Raw genomic sequence first — 18,771 nt, forward strand, 5'->3', positions numbered from 1 at the left:
GATCGCCGGCGACGTGTCGCAGGCATCGCCTACAACGGGCAGTAGGGGCACGGAAGTGCTCGACTTAGAGGCCAAAGAATTTGCGGGCGTTTGCGGTGGTGGTTTCGGCGAAGGCTTCGGCCGTGACACCACGCACCTCGGCGAGGCATCGCAACGTGTGTTCCACGCGTGCCGGTTCGTTGGGGCGTCGGCCGCGGAGTGGTTCAGGGGACAGGTACGGGGAATCGGTTTCGACCAGCAATCGTTCGTCGGGCACCATGGCGGCGACTTCACGCAACTCGTCGCTCTTCTTGAACGTAACCATTCCGGCAAAGCTGATCATCAACCCGAGATCCAAGCACGCGCGAGCTTCGTCGATGTTGCCGGTGAAAGAATGCATCACTGCGGGTGGCAGTTCGGATTGTGAACGCAGTTGTTCGATGATGAGCGAGCAACTCTCACGCATGTGGATGACCACGGGCAACGATTTCTTGACGGCGAAATCCAAATGCCGTTGGAAATACTCGTGCTGCATTTCGATCGGCGTGTCGTCCCAGTAGCAGTCCAATCCGGTCTCGCCGATACCGACGACTCCGGGAAGGTCCGCGAGTTCTTCGATGACGGCAAAGTCGCCTTCCGCGGCCTCGGCGGCAGAGTTGGGCTGGATGCCGACGACGGCGTGCAAATATCCCGGATGGAGCGCGGCCAAATCACACGCCCGCCGACTCGTCGCGGCATCGATCCCGATCACGGCGATCCCACCGACCCCGGCCTCCTTCGCGCGTCCGACCACTTCGTCGACGGTGGAATCGAATGTGTCGGAATTCAAGTGGGCGTGGGTATCGAACAGGTTTAACAAAACTATCGCTTTCGTTCGGCGGGATGCTGCAGCAATGATGACGGCGGGAGACGTTGCGTTCGTCGCCTCAGGATACCAATGCGGCAAAGCTTGTAAATCTGGCGTTTTTCCGCGTGCCGAATGGTGAACGGGGATCGGTGCCGCGGTCGCTCGCGGCGGCGTGAAAGGTTGCCATGGGATCGTTTGGTTCCAACATTCGTGATCGGCGGCGCGTTAACATTCGGACGTGCGAGAAACCGTACTGCTCAGGCGTCCGTGAGGTCGTGCGGGGCCGGTTGGTGACTCGGCGATTAAGCATCCCCATCGTGTAGGCAGTACTATGTCGATTCGCTTTCAGTGTCCCAAGTGCGAAAAAGTGCTGCGTGCGAGCGAGGCTCACGCCGGCAAAGTCGCAACGTGCAAACAATGCCAGACGAAGCTGCGTGTCCCGACACCGAAAACGTCACCGGTGAGTCAGCCGGCGGGAACGGGTGCGAATCTAGCGTCGCCTACGAAGTTGCCATCGTCGACGAAGGTGAAACCATCGGCGAGTTCGGAACCGTCGTCCCATTTCGAGCCGTCCGCAGGATCGACGACGTCCGGCAAAGCAACACGCCGGCCGGCTCCATCTCCCGAACCTGCATCCGGTGAAACGGACTCGTTGTTCGGAGACCTTCCCGAATTTCAAACGTTTGATCAACCGGTCGCCAAGCCCCGCAGCGTCGACGACGAGTTTCGCGAGGCCATGACGGCGGGAACACAGACACACTACGACGGCCAATCGCCGCCGACGTCATCGCAGGATCCGCCCGTCACCGGTTTCGATACTGCGGCAGCAAAAACACCGAACGAAGCAGCGAGCTTTGTCGATTCGACATCTCCAGTTGCCGCCGTCGGTGCCGATGGCGGCGACGTTTGGGAATCGATGACCGCCGCAGTGGACGTTGCGGTCAAACGTCAACTCAAAACCAATGCGGCCGTCAACGCACCCAAGATCAGTGTCGCGCAAGTAAAGGCCGCGTTCGCCGGTGAGTTACAGGATTTCGATCGTGGGGAAGGAGCCAAATTCCAAGCGATCTGCGTGGCGGCATCGATGATCCTGTTGCCGATCGCGTTTGTGATTTCGGTGATCGTCTACACCGCCGTTGTATTCGCGTTGCCCTTTGGCGCCTTGCCGATCAGTTTCGCGACGTTCATGAAGTACGGCGGTGTGATCGTGTACCCGCTGATGTTGGTTCTGATGTTCGCGTTGTGGATCCCCGTTTTCAGTCTGATCGGAGCGATCTTGTCACTCGCCTTTGCCAGCAGCGAACCCGACGAGGACGCGCGAACGCTGACACAGGAAGACCAGCCGGTGATGTATGAGTTCGTGACACTGATATGTGAAAAGGTCGGCGCACCGGCACCGTCGCGGATCGATCTGGATAGCAATTTCAACGCGTCAGCGTCGTTTCGCAACGGTTGGATGAGCTTCGGGAAAAATGAACTCGTTCTGAAGCTCGGTGTGCCCTTGATCGCCAGCCAGAGTGCCGCGCAGCTCGGGTCGGTGATCGCACACGAGTTCGGTCACTTCCGGCAAGGATCGGGGATGCGAAGCACGTATCTCGTGCGGAGTCTCACGGGATGGTTTTTCGAAAGAGCGTTCCTTGGGCAACTGCGAGCCGATTTGATCGACTACTACCAGGACGCCGAGGAAAGTAACGATTCGATCCTTGCGGTGTTCTCGTTTATCGGATGGCTCGGACGAAAAATCATGTTGTGCTTCGGATACCTCGGGCACATGTTGGCCGGATCGTTGTCACGAGAGATGGAGTACGACGCGGACCGACATGCGGTGCACGTCGCCGGCACGAAGAACTTCATCGAGTCGATGGCGAATATCGAACGGTTCGGCGTCGCGCACGGTTTGACGATCGAGAATTTGCGAATGTTGTATGTGTCGTCGGGTGTGCTGATCGAGAACATTCCGCGTTTCATGATCTACATCGGCGACACCATGTCCAACGGAGTGGTCCGGCGGATCGCAGATGAAAAGCAAAAAGAAAAGCAGGATCGGTTCGACACGCACCCGCCCACGCGAGACCGTGTCAACGCGGCCAAGGAGCTCAACCAAGCCGGCGTGTTGAAGATGCCGCGTCCGGCGTCGGATTTGGTTCGCAACTGGACGTCAGTGTGTGAGTCCACAACGCTGGAGTTCTACAGCCAAGTGATCGGCGAGCCGATTGAGAAGAACCAAACCACACGGCTCGAAAACGTGCTGAAGGCCGAGCACAAGATTTTGCTGGACAGTCGGCCGGCGACGTGATGTCCGCTACGACGAACGTCTGCCTCAACATGATATCGCTATCGACGCCGGGCTATTCCGCGTCCGCGTCGGTGGTTTCTTCGGAGTCCGTTGACTCTGAGTCGGAGGAATCCGATGAATCTGATTTGTCCGTCGGCAGGGTCTTATCCAGCAATCGGGCTCGCAAGCGGTTACCGTGGTCGGCGACGTTTCGGTCGGTCTTCAGCGTCGAAATCGCCGACTCGATGTCCCCGGCCGCTTCGCTCGATCGGGCCGCATTGTAGACCGCGCCACCTTCCCAGTACGACCGTTGGTCTTGGTCGAGGACGCGTTTGGTGAACCAGTTATGAGCGGTTTCGAATCGGCCGTCATCGTATTGAACGAGGGCTAACCAGTAGGTCGCGGTCCGTTTACCCAATCGCATGAAGTCTTGCATTTGTCGCAATTGAGCGTCGTATTGGGCGGGTTCGACGCCGAGTTCCCGGCGCAGTCCGTATTGCTTTTGCAATTCCACGTTGATTCGGAGGTCGTCGATTTCGAACTCAGGGGCACGTTGTTCCAGGTACCGTGTCCGGGCACCGCTCTCGCCTTCGATTTCATCGTCCACGAATTGACCCGTCAGGTGTTTCCACCGGCCTTTGGCGAGATTGTTTGCCGACGAATCATTTGACTCCATCACCGCGAAACGGGCTCGATACCAGAACGCGAACGCGGGGTCCCGTTCTGCGACGAGTTCCATGCCGCGAGCGTAGATTTCGTTGATCGTTGGAATCTCCCAAATTCGGGCGCCCGCGATCCCCGGAACCGCATCGAACTTCTCGGCCCAGTCATTCGCGTCAACCCACAACGTCATCCGGCGATCACCGGTTAAGCCGGACTCGAGCAGTTTCATCCGTGGAGCGAGCGTTTCCGCGTGGACGTTCAGCAACGCAACGCTTTGCGAAATATCCGACCGTGACAACGGGTAGTCAAAGTAACCTGCGACATCCAAACGACGCATCACCGAGGCGTCCTTGCGGGCTTGGGCCAGCGTCGCGACCCCGGTTTGGTTCGGGCCGGGAATCGGCAGCCCGAGTCGTGGTTCGAACAGGTAAATTTGCTCACCCACTAACACGCCAACACACCAGGGAGTCCGTCGTCCGGTTTCGTCCGACTGGGTCGCGAGCACCGCGGCAGGGATTCCAGCTTGCATGCACAGTTGTGTGAACACACCGCATCGTTGCAGCCAATCGCCACGACCACGCCACAACGTTTGATAGTCGGACTGGCGAAAACCGGGGCCTTCGAAAGGAATGCCCGGCGGCATTGGTGGAATCTGCAATCCTGTTGGTGGTTGTAACGTTTCGGGTTCGAGTGCGATGTTGCGAACCGTCCAATCGAATAGACGCATTGCCGTTTGCAGGCGATCGATCTGCATCGGCGTCAGAACGCCGTCGGAGTCCGCGTTTTCGGCCGACGATTTGCGAAGTCCCGCGAGCCAATCGGCGAACAACAAGTCGTCTCGGACCGGGCTGTCGATCCACGCGACGACACGGCGGAACGTGTTGGCGTCACGCAGGAAAGGGACGTCATCGGTGGTGAATTCCGGACGCAGTATTTTGTCTTCCATCGCATCCGGTGCGATCATCTCCCCGAGCGATTGGGCGATTTTCGGGATGGTCGCGTCGTCGTTATTGTCTGCCGAGTTTTTCAGGCGGGCCGCATTTTCGCGAATCCACTGGTTGGCATGATAGGCAATTTGGCGACGTGCCTTTTGTTCGTTCAGCACGACGTATTGGTCGAGCAGCGAGACCGTTTCGCCGAGATGGTCCTGACGCGTTTTTTCCTGCAACGCCACCTGACGCTGGGCCATGATCCGTTCCATCTCGCTCGAATCGTCCCGGCAACCGATGGCGGACGAGAATGCGAGGGCTATCGCACAGCAGGTAAAAACAGTCGATCGCATCGGTGGGGTCTATTCGGGTAACGGTTTACAAACGGCTGTTTCAAAGTCCTTCGACGGCTTCCCGCAGTCGCAACAAACGGTCAACGAGTCCCGCGAACTGATCCAGGAAGATCATGTTAGCTCCGTCGCTGGGCGACGTATCCGGCTCGGGATGGGTTTCGAAGAACAGGGCATCACATCCGATCGCTACGGCTGCGCGGGCCAAAGGTTCGACCATTTCCCGATTTCCCCCCGTCGCTCCCCCCAATCCGCCGGGTTGTTGAACGCTGTGCGTGGCGTCGAAAACGACGGGAGCCCCGAGCGATCGCATGATCGGGATGGATTGCATGTCGTTGACCAATCGCCCGTATCCGAAAAACGTCCCCCGCTCGCAAACCAGCACTTTGCCGGGAACGGAGTCGCTTTCGTCGTTGGCGACCGTGTCGGTATCGGAATTCGGAAAGCTGCCGCGGAGTTTGTCGATTGCGTAACGCATGTCGGTCGGAGCCATGAATTGCCCCTTCTTCACGTTCACCGATCGCCCGGTGTTGGCCGCAGCAACGAGCAGGTCGGTTTGACGAGCCAGAAACGCGGGAATCTGCAGCAGATCGCAAACCTCGGCGGCCGGTGCGGCTTGCTCGGGCAAGTGAATGTCGGTCGTCACGGGTAGGCCGCTGTCGGCCCCGACGGCTTCGAGCAGCCGCAAACCGGCCTCGATGCCGGGTCCCCGTTTGGCCGACAAACTCGTACGATTTGCCTTGTCAAAGGACGCCTTAAAGACCACATTCACGTCGGGCCGCTCGTTGATCTGAGCCAACGTCTCGCCGATTTGCATCGCGAGTTCGCGGGTCTGCAACACGCACGGACCGGCGATCAAAAGTAACGGTTGGCCATCGCCGCATAAATATTTACCGACACGAGCAAGCATACTGGGGAGGGCTCTGGAATGAGGGCCGAAAAGTGAGAACGTTGACGGTGGTGATCTTAAACGTCTTCCCCGGCGCCGTCCTCCCCCCATCGACTGATCATGCCTCAGCGACCGGCCATGCCGGATCGAATGACCTCGGTCGTCGTGTCCTCCAATCCCCCATCTCACAACCGCTAGATCGTAAAACCGTTGCCTCCACTCCTCACGCCCTCAACGCATCTGCATTTCGTGACCGGGCGTCTCGCCGAGGTGGCGCTGCGTGCCCAGGCAGCGGAAGCAGCGGCAAACCACAGTATCGCGCACAGCGTTCAGGTGGCACCGATCACGGTCGCCGCATTGATCACACCGAAATGGTTGACTCGCCACCTCGATGTTCCCGAGTCGGCCACGCACGTCGTCCTGCCCGGTTATTGCGAGTCGGCGATCGATGATGCGGTCAACCCGGAACTGCCCGAGACGACGTGGCGAAGCCGATTGGCGGAGATCGCGAGGCTCGAACCTGAAAACATTGTGTGTGGCCCCAATGATTGTCGCGACCTGGACGCGTGGCTCGGTGGGAAAATCCGCAGCGTCGAGTTGAACGATCACTCGATTGAAATCATTGCGGAGATCAATCACGCACCTCGATTGAGTATTGACGAAGTTGTGCGTGTTGCCGAATCGTTGCGTGCCGATGGAGCGGATCGGATCGACGTCGGGTGCGATCCGTCGCGAAAGTGTGCCGCGATCGGTGACTATGTCGCGGCGTTGATCGACGCGGGCCACCGGGTGAGTATCGACACCTTCGACGCCTGGGAAACCGGCGAGGCGGTACGAGCGGGCGCGTCGTTGGTGTTGTCGGTCAATGAATCCAACCGAGACGCCGCGGTCGATTGGGGGTGCGAGGTGGTCGCGATTCCCGACACACCGGACGATCTCGAGTCGCTCGATACGACGGTCGAGTTCCTGCAACAGCGAGGCGTGCTTATGCGTCTCGATCCGATTCTCGAACCGATCGGCTTCGGCTTCGGTGCCTCACTCCTGCGGTACGTGGAAACGCGACGTCGTTATCCCGATCTCGCGATGATGATGGGGATCGGGAACCTGACCGAATTGACGGACGTGGATTCCGCCGGCGTCAACATGATGTTGCTGGCGTTGTGTGAGGAGTTCGGTGTGACGAGCGTGTTGACGACCCAGGTGATTAATTGGGCGAGGTCGTCGATCAAGGAATGTGACATCGCGCGGCGAATGGTCCACTACAGTCTCCGCGAAGGTGTGCCACCGAAACGTTTGAATGATCAACTCGTCACACTCCGCGATCCCAAACTGCGTCCGTATTCACCCGAGGCCATCGAAGCACTCGCTGCGGGAATTCGCGACAACAATTATCGCATCCTCGCGCAAGACGGCGTCATTCACCTGATCAGCGCCGGCGTGCATCTGAGCGGTGACGAACCGTTCGGAATGATGAGCGAGTTGTTGTCGATGCCCCAGTCAAAAAATGTGGATGTCTCGCACGCGTTCTATCTCGGTTTTGAACTCGCCAAAGCAAAGATTGCGGCGCAGTTGGGCAAACAGTACGAACAGGATCAGGCACTCCAGTGGGGCCATCTGACCGTCGAAGAAAAACGACACCGAATCCCTCGCCAATCACGACATCGAAAAGACGAATGATCGAGCTAGCTCTCAACTCTGACACCGAGTCGACGAGAATGTAGAACAACAGTTGTCCCAACTGTTCACGGGATGGGGAGTTCGGTTTTCGGTGGGAGGAACAATTGGGAACTATTTGGAACTATTGTTCTACATTCCTTCAACCTCAACGCCCGCGTTTCGCATTTCATCGATCGCCCTCCGGCAATCTCCCGCATTCATTTCCACTCCGCGACATGCGTCTGCGATTAAGAAAGTCTTGAACCCGAGTCTTGCGGCATCAATCGCGGTCGCTCGGACGCAGTAGTCCGTGGCCAAACCCATGACATGCACCGTGTCGATGCCATGGGTGTGCAGGTAACGTCCAAGCCCGGTGGCATAGCGTCCGCCGTTGTCGAAGAATCCGCTGTAACTATCACGTTCGGGATCGGTGCCCTTGTGAAAGACCTTTGAAATCTTTTCGGTTTCCAAGGACGCAGGGAATTCGCTGCCGGGCGTGTCCGCGACGCAGTGGTCCGGCCAAAGGACTTGGGGTCGTCCGTCGATTTCGATCACGTCGCCAACCTGTTTCCCCGCGTGTTGGCTCGCGAAACTGCAGTGGTTCTTCGGGTGCCAGTCCTTCGTCGCAATAACGGTATCAAATCGTGTCTGCAGACGATTTGCGATCGGGATCAGGTCGTCACCGTGCGGCACCGCGAGAGCGCCGCCGGGCAGGAAGTCGTTCTGCAGGTCAACGATGATCAGTGCGTTCATGTTTGCTCACGTGCGTCGAGGATCATTTTCGATTTGAGTTTGTGTAGACCGCTCTCGAGGCCGACCGGGTACTCGTGAGGGTTGTCGAATCGCTTCACCGCCCCGGGGGTGTGATCCAAACTCTCTCGCACGCGGTCGCGGATTTCGTCGAGCGTCGGGATTGCGTAGACGAGTTCTCCGCCACGGAAAATCGGAACCAACAAATCCGACGATTCCGCCCCAGATGCAAAGTGTTTCTGTCGATATGCGTCCGCCGGGTCAATCAATGTGGCACCTTGGCCGTGCCGCCAATTCAGCAGCTCGTCATAGATCATGTCGCCACGATGTTCGGCGTCTCGCTGAAATCTTCGGACTTGCAAAATCCCCGGATTGCTGACTTTGATGGTTTGTTCGGACAGTTTGATGCGGTGTTGCCAATTGCCGTTTTCGTCTTGAATCGCGCCAAGTTTGTAAACGCCACCGAGTGCCGGTTGGTCGAACGCGGTCACCAATTTCGTACCGACGCCCCACGTATCGATGCGTGCACCCTGAAGTTTTAGGCTGGTGATCAATCGCTCGTCGAGGTCGTTGCTCGCCACGATGCTCGCATTCGGAAAACCACCATCGTCAAGAATCTTTCGCGTCTCAATGCTGAGCCACGCGAGGTCACCGGAGTCCAAGCGGACGCCCAGCATTTCGTGGCCCGATTCACGCAACCGGCGCCCGACCTCGACCGCCCGCCGAACTCCATCGAGGGTATCGTAGGTGTCGACCAGGAAGACGCAGTTGTTCGGCATCGCGTCTGCGTAGCGATCAAACGCTTCTCGCTCGTTCGGGAACGTCATCACCCAACTGTGAGCGTGCGTGCCCACGATCGGCATCCCGAACAAACGTCCCGCCAAAACGTTTGACGTTCCCGCACAACCGCCAACGAATGCGGCACGGGATGCCGCGAGGGCACCGTCGATGCCTTGCGCACGACGCAGCCCAAATTCGATCACCCGGTCTTTTGTCGTCTCGGGCGAATAAACGCCGGCGGCGTAACAAACACGTGCGGACTTGGTCGCGATGAGCGTTTGGAAATTGACGAGATTCAACAACGGTGTTTCGACGAGTTGGCACTGCAGCATCGGCCCGCGAACCCGAACAAACGCTCGTGAGGGAAGACCGTGGTGCCTTCGGGGATCGCGTCAACGTCCAACTCGAAAGACAGATCACCGAGGTAATCGAGGAACCCGTCGTCGAACAACGGTTGAGCATCGGCACCCGTCAGCGAGCCGAGGTAAGTGAGATCGTCGGTGTCGAAGCGCAGGTTCTCGAGATACTCGATCGCGGACTGCAATCCACACGCGATCGAATATCCGCCGTCAAAGGGATTGCTGCGAAAGAAAAGATGGAAGACCGCAGTGCGATCGGCCAAGCCGTTTTTCCAATACCCGTACGACATCGTCAGTTGATACAGATCGGTCAACAGGGACAACGACGGGCGGTAGATCTCGGCCAACAAATTCATCGCGAACTCCGCTGCGAAAGAGGCTGTGCCTAAAACGACAGCTTAACGCAACGGAGGTTCGCGGTGTGGGACGTTCAGCCTGCGAAAGGTTCGCGGTCTGCTCGTTTTGGTCGAGCTAGTTCTTTACCAATTCGGAGGTTTCCTGTCCCTTTTTCGGTACGCTCGATTCGACATTCGGAGTGAACGCGTCGATCCTGGCGACTTGCACGTTTTCGACCGTGAACGTCAGACGGTGATCCGGCTGCACTTCGCGGGCGAGATAATCGATCAGCGACTGAGACAATTCTTTCGTCACGATCACTTCGATCCGCACACGCCGTTGGGGTTGACCGCCTTCGGAGTTGATCTCGTGACGCCCCGCTCCCATGCAGGGAAACGCGGTGAATCCACTCACGCCCAGACGCACGAACGCGGTCTGCAGCATTTCTTCGATCGACGGATCCGTCGTGATGGTGAGCAGTTTCGCCGACGTGACGCCTTTGCGTCTGGCCGAATGAGCGTGTTCGGTGAATGCTTGATGCGACTCCAGCCCGACGGTGTGAAACGACAAGCCCTGTTGTTCGAAATCACTCTCCATCTCGTGCAGTTTGTCCATCACCGTGTGGTCAACCAATTGCACGTCCGAGAGATCGAGCACAATATTGCGTCGATCGACCAATCCGATCCGTTCAATTTGTCGCCGCATCGGAATCCAGTTACTGAACACGGCCGATTGGCGTGCGGTGAGACGTACAGTGTTGCCGTCGTCTTCGGTCAATTCGATTTCGGGTTTGAACAACGATCGAACGGGCACACCGTTGGAAAGGTGAATGACCACTTTGGTCGCAATCCCGATCGCGATCCCGATCAACAAGTCCGTCGCGAGAACACTGACGAGCGTGACGACGAAGATCACCAATTGCTCACGACCGACTTTCCAAACGTTCATGAACTCCTTCGGGTGCGCCAGTCGGAAACCCGTGTAGATCAGCATCGCAGCCAGTGCGGCCATCGGGATTCGGTGCAGCACCATGGGGATGAATGCGACGCAAACCAATAGGAACACACCGTGCCACAAATCCGCGAACCGTGTCCGTGCCCCGTTGTCGATGTTCGCTTTGCTACGCACGATCTCCGAGATCATAGGCAGTCCACCGGCGAGGGCACAACACAGGTTGCCGGCACCGACGGCGACCATGTCCCGGTCCATGTTCGTTTTGCGTTTCCATGGATCGAGCAGATCGACCGCCTTCGCACTGAGCAACGATTCGAGGCTGCCGATGATGAAGAACATGAAAACCCACGGCCACGCACGCGGTTCACGCAGTGCCGCAAAGTTGGGCAGGGTCAGTTCATCGAACATTCCGAATACACGGTCCGGCATCGTCACGAGATAGTTTTCGCCGAGCTGATATTCGTGGTTCTGCAAAACGTACGAGTGCTTGTGCATAAGATCGAATCCCATTCCCATTGGAATCGCGACGACCAACACGATCAACGGTGAAGGCAGCACTTTCAACATGGGTGCCTTTTGCTGGACGATCGGCCACAAGAACATGATCAGCACACTGACCATTCCGATCGCGGCGATCGCCGGGTTTGCGTCGGCGATGAAGTGCGGAATCTGTTTGAGCAGTTCGAGCGGTCCTCCCGATGCACTCACGCCAAGGGCCACCGGAATCTGTTTGGCGATAATGATCACGCCGATCGCCGCCAGCATCCCGTGAACGGCGGAGATCGGAAAGAACTCACCCAAGATCCCGGCACGAAAGAAGCCGAAGCAGATCTGCAGAATCGCCGCCGCAACACCGACGGCCAACGCCGCTTGGTATGCCGCCGTGTCCGCTTCCGTCCAACCGCCCACCATCCCGTCGCCTCCGAACGCGCCGATGCACCCGATCGCGATCACAATCAAACCCGCCGCTGGGCCCTTAATCGTCAGTTCCGAGTCACTGAGGAATGTGGCGACGAACGACCCGATAATCGCGGTGAAAATCCCCGCGATTGCCGGATAACCGCTCGCGATCGAGATCCCCAAACACAAGGGCAACGCGATCAAAAAGACGAGCAACCCGGAGATCACATCGTGCTTGAAGTATTTGGTGAAACCGGCGAAGTTGCCGCGAGGGACGTCTCGCCGGTTTTCTGCTGTAGTGCTCATGTTCTTCGGTGGAAAGGTGAGAGAATGTAACGAGAGGACTGATTGGTGGTTGTTGGTGAATGACTTCGAAGCGGTCGATTTCGCGCGGCTAATGAGTGTCGGCGGTGACCTCCACGATCTCGACGACGTCCAAGACTTCTTCATGCTCGGTCTCGGCGGAACCGTCCGGGCCTAAAAGACGTTGGCGCAGGTTCGTCAGCTCTTTGGCGGCGTGGTATCGCGACGACACGCCTGGTTGTGGAACCAAGCCACCACCCACGATTAACAGCGACAACATCAACACGGCGAAGCGTTCGGTCGGACGTGCGTTCATCGGGACTAACGTTCGATTGGCGTGTCCGGTGAAGATTCGGAAATAGGTCATCAAGACGGTGATGCCACACAGTGCCGCGGCCAGTACAACCAACGTGCCCACCAAAGGGTAGACGTCAACGGCACCCTCGATCAACAGTTCCATGCCGACGAAGCCGACTGTGGCGGGAAACCCGATCGCGGCAAGACCCGTCAACAGGAAGAAGCCGGCCATCATGGGCATCTGGCGATACATGCCGTGGTAATCCGCTAATGAAACTCGCGAGATACGTGCTTCGATGCATCGCAGTGTGATGCCGAATCCGGTCAGCGACAAACCGACCGACAACCACATGCACAACGCACCCGCTAATCCGATCGGTGTCACCAATTCCAGGCCCACAAGAACGAGCGACGATTGACTGAGCAGGAGAAAACAGAACATGCGGCGTGCTTCGCGTTGGATCAACGCCATCGATCCGGCGTACACCGCCGTGATCAACGATAACACCGCGATGCTTTGTAATGCCCACGATGGAGCGATCGGCAGCACGAGTCGCATCACCGCGTACGCACCCACCAACGGAGTCGTGAAAAGGATTGCGGTTCCAAACGTGCCTTTTTCAAACAGGTCGGTCATCCACAAGTGCAGCGGGAAAATGCCCGCTCGCAAGAGAGCCGCCGCCGTTAACAAGGCTCCCGGGATCAATGTGGTCGTTGGTGTGATCTCGACCATCGAAAACCATGCGTAGCCCGCAATCAACAACAGGCCAAACACGCTCATATGCAGCACATAAATTCGCGTGCAACGTTTGCGTTGACGCAGTTCAATGTAAGGCGGAATTGTTGCTGCAATCAACAACCAGATCAACGCCCACGATGCCCGGCAACTGAACGTCGCGAGCATCATTGTCTCGGACAGCAATGCGAGCTTTAGCGAAAAACGCGGTGCTTTGGTACGCAGCGTCGACATCACGACTACTAGAAATATCAACGCGGTCAACGGGATCAGGAACGCACTGAGTTCATCGATGACAAAGAATCGTGGATTGAAGATCCAGCTCAACAGCCGTCCGTGATCGTGAGCCTCGAACGTATTCATGAACAAGAAATCGAGCAGTTCACCGACCGTCAACAACAACGTCGCGACGCAGAACACGATGGCGTGCGTCATGATCGTTTCGCGATGACCGAACATGTGCACCCACAACGCGCCGATCAATGGCACGAGGATGGAGATTTCGATCCAGGGGAAATGGAGTTCAGGCATGATGTTTGGCGAGGAACGATATTTGAATTGAAAAAGCGGCAGGAGTGAAAATGCGAATTGGTAAACCGTGTCGGTCTGGCTATGCCGCCCGGCCCATCTCCTCAGGGTGCAAGTCAATGTCCTCGGATTCCCGTGACGGTTCTCGCGAGATCCAATCGGTGACGCGTTGTTCTTGGCGATCGAACCAACGCATCAAACCGACAAACGGGCCGACCACAAATTTATCCAGTGCAATGTCCATGAACCCGCGATCGAATCCGAACCGATAGCACCATCGCTGCACCGGACCGGGCAGGAATCGGGCACCCGCCCATTCCTCGTGTTGCAGACGAGTGCCGATTTGGTTTTCGAGGTCCTGGTAATCTCGCAGAAGTGTCGGGGCACGTAGCAGTTGCATCGTTCGCAGGCATGCGTGGCCGATGATGTGAATCAACGCGAGGTAATACAGCCCTAGACCGATTTCGACGACGATGATGCCGACCTGCGTCAACGACGCGTAGGCCAGCGATACTTTAATGTCGCTCTGCACACGAGACATCACGGCGCCGCAACCTGCCGAAACAATTCCCAGCACCAGCACCATGATTTGCAACGTGAACGACGCCGCAAGGATTGGACTCAATCGCAACAACAGGTACGCACCGAGGTGAACGGACAACGCACCGTAGAAGATCGCACTCGAAGGTGTCGGCCCTTCCATCGCTCGAGGCAACCAACCGCTAAAGGGGAACAATCCTGATTTTCCTGCGGCGGCGATCAACAACAATGAACCCACTAATAAGGCTTGACGGGGCTCGATTGCGGCAACCCCTTCGGGCCACACTCCGCTGCTCATCAAGCCGCCAAAGTCTCCTTCGCCGGTCATGTGGTGCATCGTGATTGCGGCGGTCAAAAACGCGGCGTCGGAGAGACGATAGATCGACCAAACCCGTTGGCCGTTTCGGACGGGGTTCACGCGTTCGTGGAAGTACGCGACCAGGAGCGCCGACGAGAGTCCGACCATTTCCCAACCGACGAACAGCGTCTCGATCGTGCTGGCCAGTGACGACAGCACCATCCCACAAAAGAAAATGGCGTAGAACAGAAAGAACCGAGCGTACCCTTCCTCGCGGTGGAGATACCGACGCGTGAACTCGGCAACGACGCCGCATAACACGCAACTGAGTATCAGGAAGGGAATGCTCAGTCGATCGAACGCGAATTTCAAATTGAAGTGAAAGTCCTGTTCTGGGATTGATACCCAGTTGCCCAGTTCGATGGGGACGTACCGGATGCCGGTCGCCAACATCAGCACGAGAATGACGATCGCGGGCAACAGCGAAAGCAATACCGACGCCTGCGTCAGACGTGATATCATCGCTTCGCTCAGCGGTCGGTTGAACAATCCCGATACGCCGAGAATCGCCAATAAAACCATCGGGCTGACGATCACGGCGGTGCCGAGAATTTGAAAAGTGTGGTCGAGGCTGATCATTCGCTTGAATGTCGATTTAGTAAGAGGTCAATTTCGTAATCCAGGCTGCAAACACCGTCGTTCTGCCAACAACTCCGTACCGCAGGCTGCCAGCCTGCAGTCACCCACGCACGATCATTCGCACGATCACACGCCCGTCGCGACGCATCCCATCGCATCATTCTCTCGCCGCCGATTGGTCAATGTTCACCGACGCGAACCCCAGGTGATCCCGGTGGCCGCGGTACCAGTCCGTTGACGAGTCGACCGCGGGCAACTCGTTCGACTCTGGAGTGTACGGCTCATACCGACCATTGACGTAACGCAGGATTTCGGACGTTGACGGATCGATCAATGCGATCTGCACCCATCGGCCTACGATTAACGTGGCAATGCCCGGGTTTTCACGGATGACTTTGTCCATGACATCGGGAGTGGTTTCGATCACGAACAGGATTCGCATCGGTTCGTGGATTTCGATCATTTGTTGTGACAATCCCGGACGCAGGTCGCTCGCCGCGCCCGTCATCACGCCCAACATCGAGACGACGTTGTGCGGCAGTTTTGAACCGCACCCGTATCCCTCAACGTCGACGGACGAGAAGTAGTATTCCAAACTGATGCCCGCACAAACGGGAATCGCCGCCTGTAAAATGCGGGTCAAGACGGAGGCGTTTTCGTCGTCAACCGACGGATCGTATTCGGTCAGGAATACCCGTCGGTCCATGAACAATCCGCGAGTCCAGTCGCGTCGTCCGACGGTGACCAACGCGTTGGTTGCGTGGTTGTATTCGGGGCGAGCTTGAGAGAGATCTTCCGAACGTTGTTCAACGTGTTCGAGTGCTTCGGAAAACGTGAGGTCTAACGGTGCCGACTCGAAACGGCGGGCTCTCTCGTGAGCGTTCCGGGCTCGGGTTTCGTTCACGCTGGCTTCGATCCGGCGAAACAGTTCGCGGTGTGTCCGCGGCAGAAGATCCAAATCGTAGTATTCGACATTGTCGCTGCACGTGTTGTGGTACGCGCCGACGAATCGCACATCGTCGGGGATCTCGACGCCTCGCTCGAGTGTCAAACGACGCACGCGTCGATCGTTCGCCATCATTGCAAACGCTCGAGCGTTCGGGCCACCTCGGCCACCGCTACACGCGCCGCAGTTGTAGGCGGACTCGTGTGGGTTGTTTAAACTGCCGCTTCCGTGGCCGAAGAAAATCACGATCGGTGGAAAATCTTTGACGCAGCCGATGTCTTCGAGAATGCGAATGACGATGCCCGCCATCTCATCGAGGCTGTATCCCAGTTCATCGGGTTGTTGCCCGGGTTCCGGTGCAATCCGTTCGAGGTGCAATTCCGACGACGGTGGTCGGACGAACGAGCCCATCGCGTCTTTGAATCGCGAAGTCAAGCGTGGGAACAAAATCCGGGCGACCATCGGGAAGGTCGCCAACGCACCAAAGATGCCCGTGAACCAACCACCGATCATCGTTCGCGAGTGAGCGTGAACTTGGTGAGTGAACCAACCGATCCGTCGGCGACGTTCGGCTCGCTTTTCACTCAGGTTTACCGCCGAGAACGTTGGTTCCTCTCGAACATAATGTTTCGGCGTGACGATCGCGGGACACAGCGGACGGTAGTGGGCGTGATCGGCACCCTGGTAGTACATCGCGACGGCAAAAAAGCCCGCGGCCGAAGCGGTCCGGCACTCGGGATCGATCTCTTCGAGATGGCGGCGGAAGGATTCCTCGCGATCGTCGATGCAAAAGATCGCCAAATACGCAGGCTTGGAGGAGACGTTCTTTGCTAACTCGCGGCGCCGCGCCGTGTGGATCGCGAGTGAGTCGAGCGTCGCGGTGGCGTAGTGCCTCTCGTAGGCGAGTTGAAACAAACGCCGACGCTCTAGTGAATCAAACGATTCAATCTCGGCAACAACGCGTGCCCATTGTTGTCGCGACATCCCGATCAATTGTTCGGGAGTCCATCCACCGGACTGCGCGAGTTGAAAGATGACGTAGGTCCGTTCGTCCGTGGACGGTCGGCGACGGAATGCGGGTTCGACTCCTCGTCGTGCGTGACGTCGCAGTTCAGATTCGATGGCGTTTCGGATTTCGGAAATGTCGCGAGTGCCGTAATAACGCTGACCGACGTCGGCGATCGCATGACGCTGCAGGATCAAACGTATCGCGAGGTATTCGTTCAATGACCCCCTTGGGATCGGATAAGGCAAGTGTGGTGAATTCGATTCGGTTTGCCATATCATTCCCGCCCACCCACGCAATGCCAACAACGCCGATGTGATCTCTTCCTCGACAGTAGATGTCCCATTGCCGTCGCCATTGCCATTGCCATTGCCGTTGCCAATGCCCAACGCTGCCAGAGAGTCCGCGATGGACGCGATCGGATTGAAATCTTGATCGCTGATCTGGCGTAGATCATCACTCAATCGACTCATCCACGAAGGTAGGATCGAAATGCGGTGCTGATACAGATTGGCGAACGACTTCGCAAACCCTTGCTCGCGTTCAGGCAACGACCAATCCGCGAATCCTTGGTCGAGGTAGCTGCCGCAGAAACGGATCAAGATCTCGCTAACCGTCACGTCGATGTCTTCACCACATGCCTGCAACAGCAGCTCTTTGAGTGAGTTGTTCTGCGGCGGCGGGTCGCATGGCAACGCGGCTTCGTCGATGCCGTTGTGGCAAACTTGCCAGAGCAGCTTCAGCGTGAAGGCTTCCCAGTCGTCGTCGCTCCATGATTGAATTTTGTCGGCGCGATGTTTCGCGATCACGGCGTCAACGATCGGCGGCAGTTTGCCTGTGTCGCGGCATCGCATCACCCAACTGCGTGTCGACGTGATGACCTGTTCGCGGCGTGGTAACGAGACCTGCGACTGGAACCGTTTGAGCAGTTTCGTTTCCGCCAACATCCATTGCAGTTCCGCGTCGGGGGCGGCATGCAGTGTCATTTGCAACATCGCCAATCGCAGCGAGTAGCGCGTCCCGAAGCTCGCGATCAGTTCGTCGGCCGCCGCATCGAGGTCGTCCATCAGGACTTGGCGAAGGTCGTCGATCGAGATCCGGCCGCGGTGCAGTTCGTTGTGGTAGCGTTCTTCGGACAAGTACGGTTCGCACCGATATCGCCGGCCGCCTTCCACGACTGCTTGCTCGAACGGCAGGTCTTCGAACGAGTGCAGCGTGTTGTGGTGCACGAAGATCGAGATCGGGCCCTGCGACGGCAAGTAGTGTTTGGCGTGCTCGATAATGGACGCTACGTCACGATCGCTGGACGAATGTTCTGCCTCTGCCGGTGACGCGGCGAGGAGACTGCCCGAGGGTGCATCTTGCATGTTGAACACGACAAAGTTGTGAAAGATCGGAATTGCACCGTCGGTTGCACAACTCGTACCAAAAGCTGGTCTGCTATGTTCGCGAAACGAGTGAAGCCCGCGTTATTTCGTTAAAACGCGAGAAAAGCTTTCCCAAACTTTTTAATGGATTCTCACAAATCTAAATCGAATTTGAGAACTGCAGAAACAGCTGCAGCAGTTTGCCGATGTACTGCAGGCAATTGCAGGTGCTGCAATTGCCATTGAACACTTCTCGAACGGCCTCAGTGATCGGCAGCAGCATGGGGGGGCGAAACGGTCGCGGAAGCAGGGGAGGCCAGAGCGAAACAGCTTTCGATTCGAGTCCGATTGGGAGCAGGCAGTGGTCGCACCGTGGACGCGATTTGCCGATCGAATTGATGAGAGCGTTGTCGCCCTTCTGGCCCCAAATGGCGGCGTTGGGAG

The 18,771-nt window shown here is 57.5% G+C and carries 12 protein-coding genes; 2 read left to right on the plus strand and 10 right to left on the minus strand.

The annotated features are described in order from the left end of the window. Nucleotides 1–64 precede the first annotated feature (64 nt). Nucleotides 65–877: a TatD family hydrolase gene (locus tag FHS27_RS27610; RefSeq protein ID WP_184309201.1), complete on the minus strand. Its 813-nt coding sequence runs from the start codon at nt 875–877 to the stop codon at nt 65–67. Nucleotides 878–1,157: 280 nt separating this feature from the next. Here FHS27_RS27610 and FHS27_RS27615 point away from each other — a divergent pair, with 280 nt between their 5' ends. Further along, the gene (locus FHS27_RS27615; RefSeq protein ID WP_184309138.1) at nt 1,158–3,122 is read left to right on the plus strand and encodes a M48 family metallopeptidase; all 1,965 of its coding nucleotides are present in this window, start codon (nt 1,158–1,160) and stop codon (nt 3,120–3,122) included. 52 nt (nt 3,123–3,174) lie between these two features. Here the strand turns inward: FHS27_RS27615 and FHS27_RS27620 are convergent, their stop codons facing one another. Beyond that, nucleotides 3,175–5,046, minus strand: coding sequence for a tetratricopeptide repeat protein (locus FHS27_RS27620; protein ID WP_246421103.1), 1,872 nt, complete (start codon nt 5,044–5,046; stop codon nt 3,175–3,177). Between the two features lie 40 nt (nt 5,047–5,086). Next, nucleotides 5,087–5,953, minus strand: coding sequence for a 3-deoxy-8-phosphooctulonate synthase (gene kdsA / locus FHS27_RS27625; protein ID WP_184309140.1), 867 nt, complete (start codon nt 5,951–5,953; stop codon nt 5,087–5,089). A gap of 228 nt (nt 5,954–6,181) precedes the next feature. Between kdsA and FHS27_RS27630 the strand changes: the two genes are divergently transcribed. Then, nucleotides 6,182–7,609, plus strand: a complete 1,428-nt coding sequence (locus FHS27_RS27630) for a DUF4346 domain-containing protein (protein ID WP_184309205.1) — start codon at nt 6,182–6,184, stop codon at nt 7,607–7,609. 129 nt (nt 7,610–7,738) lie between these two features. Here FHS27_RS27630 and pncA read toward each other — a convergent pair whose 3' ends face one another. The 7 genes from pncA to FHS27_RS27660 form a co-directional block, all read right to left on the minus strand. Then, complete coding sequence (gene pncA, locus FHS27_RS27635; RefSeq protein WP_184309142.1) at nt 7,739–8,341, minus strand: bifunctional nicotinamidase/pyrazinamidase; 603 nt, start codon at nt 8,339–8,341, stop codon at nt 7,739–7,741. Further along, nucleotides 8,338–9,450, minus strand: a complete 1,113-nt coding sequence (pncB, locus tag FHS27_RS27640) for a nicotinate phosphoribosyltransferase (RefSeq protein WP_246421105.1) — start codon at nt 9,448–9,450, stop codon at nt 8,338–8,340. Before pncB ends, pncA begins: the two co-directional genes overlap by 4 nt. Next, nucleotides 9,414–9,833 (minus strand): hypothetical protein, encoded by a 420-nt coding sequence (locus FHS27_RS31270; protein ID WP_246421107.1) that lies wholly within the window; start codon nt 9,831–9,833, stop codon nt 9,414–9,416. The genes pncB and FHS27_RS31270 overlap by 37 nt, the downstream gene beginning before the upstream one ends. A 115-nt stretch (nt 9,834–9,948) precedes the next feature. Further along, nucleotides 9,949–11,973 (minus strand): SulP family inorganic anion transporter, encoded by a 2,025-nt coding sequence (locus tag FHS27_RS27645; RefSeq protein ID WP_184309145.1) that lies wholly within the window; start codon nt 11,971–11,973, stop codon nt 9,949–9,951. A gap of 88 nt (nt 11,974–12,061) precedes the next feature. Next, nucleotides 12,062–13,534: a proton-conducting transporter transmembrane domain-containing protein gene (locus FHS27_RS27650; protein ID WP_184309147.1), complete on the minus strand. Its 1,473-nt coding sequence runs from the start codon at nt 13,532–13,534 to the stop codon at nt 12,062–12,064. 79 nt (nt 13,535–13,613) lie between these two features. Continuing rightward, nucleotides 13,614–15,008: a proton-conducting transporter transmembrane domain-containing protein gene (locus tag FHS27_RS27655; protein ID WP_184309149.1), complete on the minus strand. Its 1,395-nt coding sequence runs from the start codon at nt 15,006–15,008 to the stop codon at nt 13,614–13,616. 157 nt (nt 15,009–15,165) lie between these two features. Next, entirely contained in the window at nt 15,166–18,327 is a 3,162-nt protein-coding gene (locus tag FHS27_RS27660; protein ID WP_221225441.1) for a DUF2309 domain-containing protein, read from the minus strand. Nucleotides 18,328–18,771 lie beyond the last annotated feature (444 nt).

Origin of the sequence: Aporhodopirellula rubra (assembly GCF_014192335.1) — a bacterium.
GTDB lineage: Bacteria > Planctomycetota > Planctomycetia > Pirellulales > Pirellulaceae > Rhodopirellula > Rhodopirellula rubra.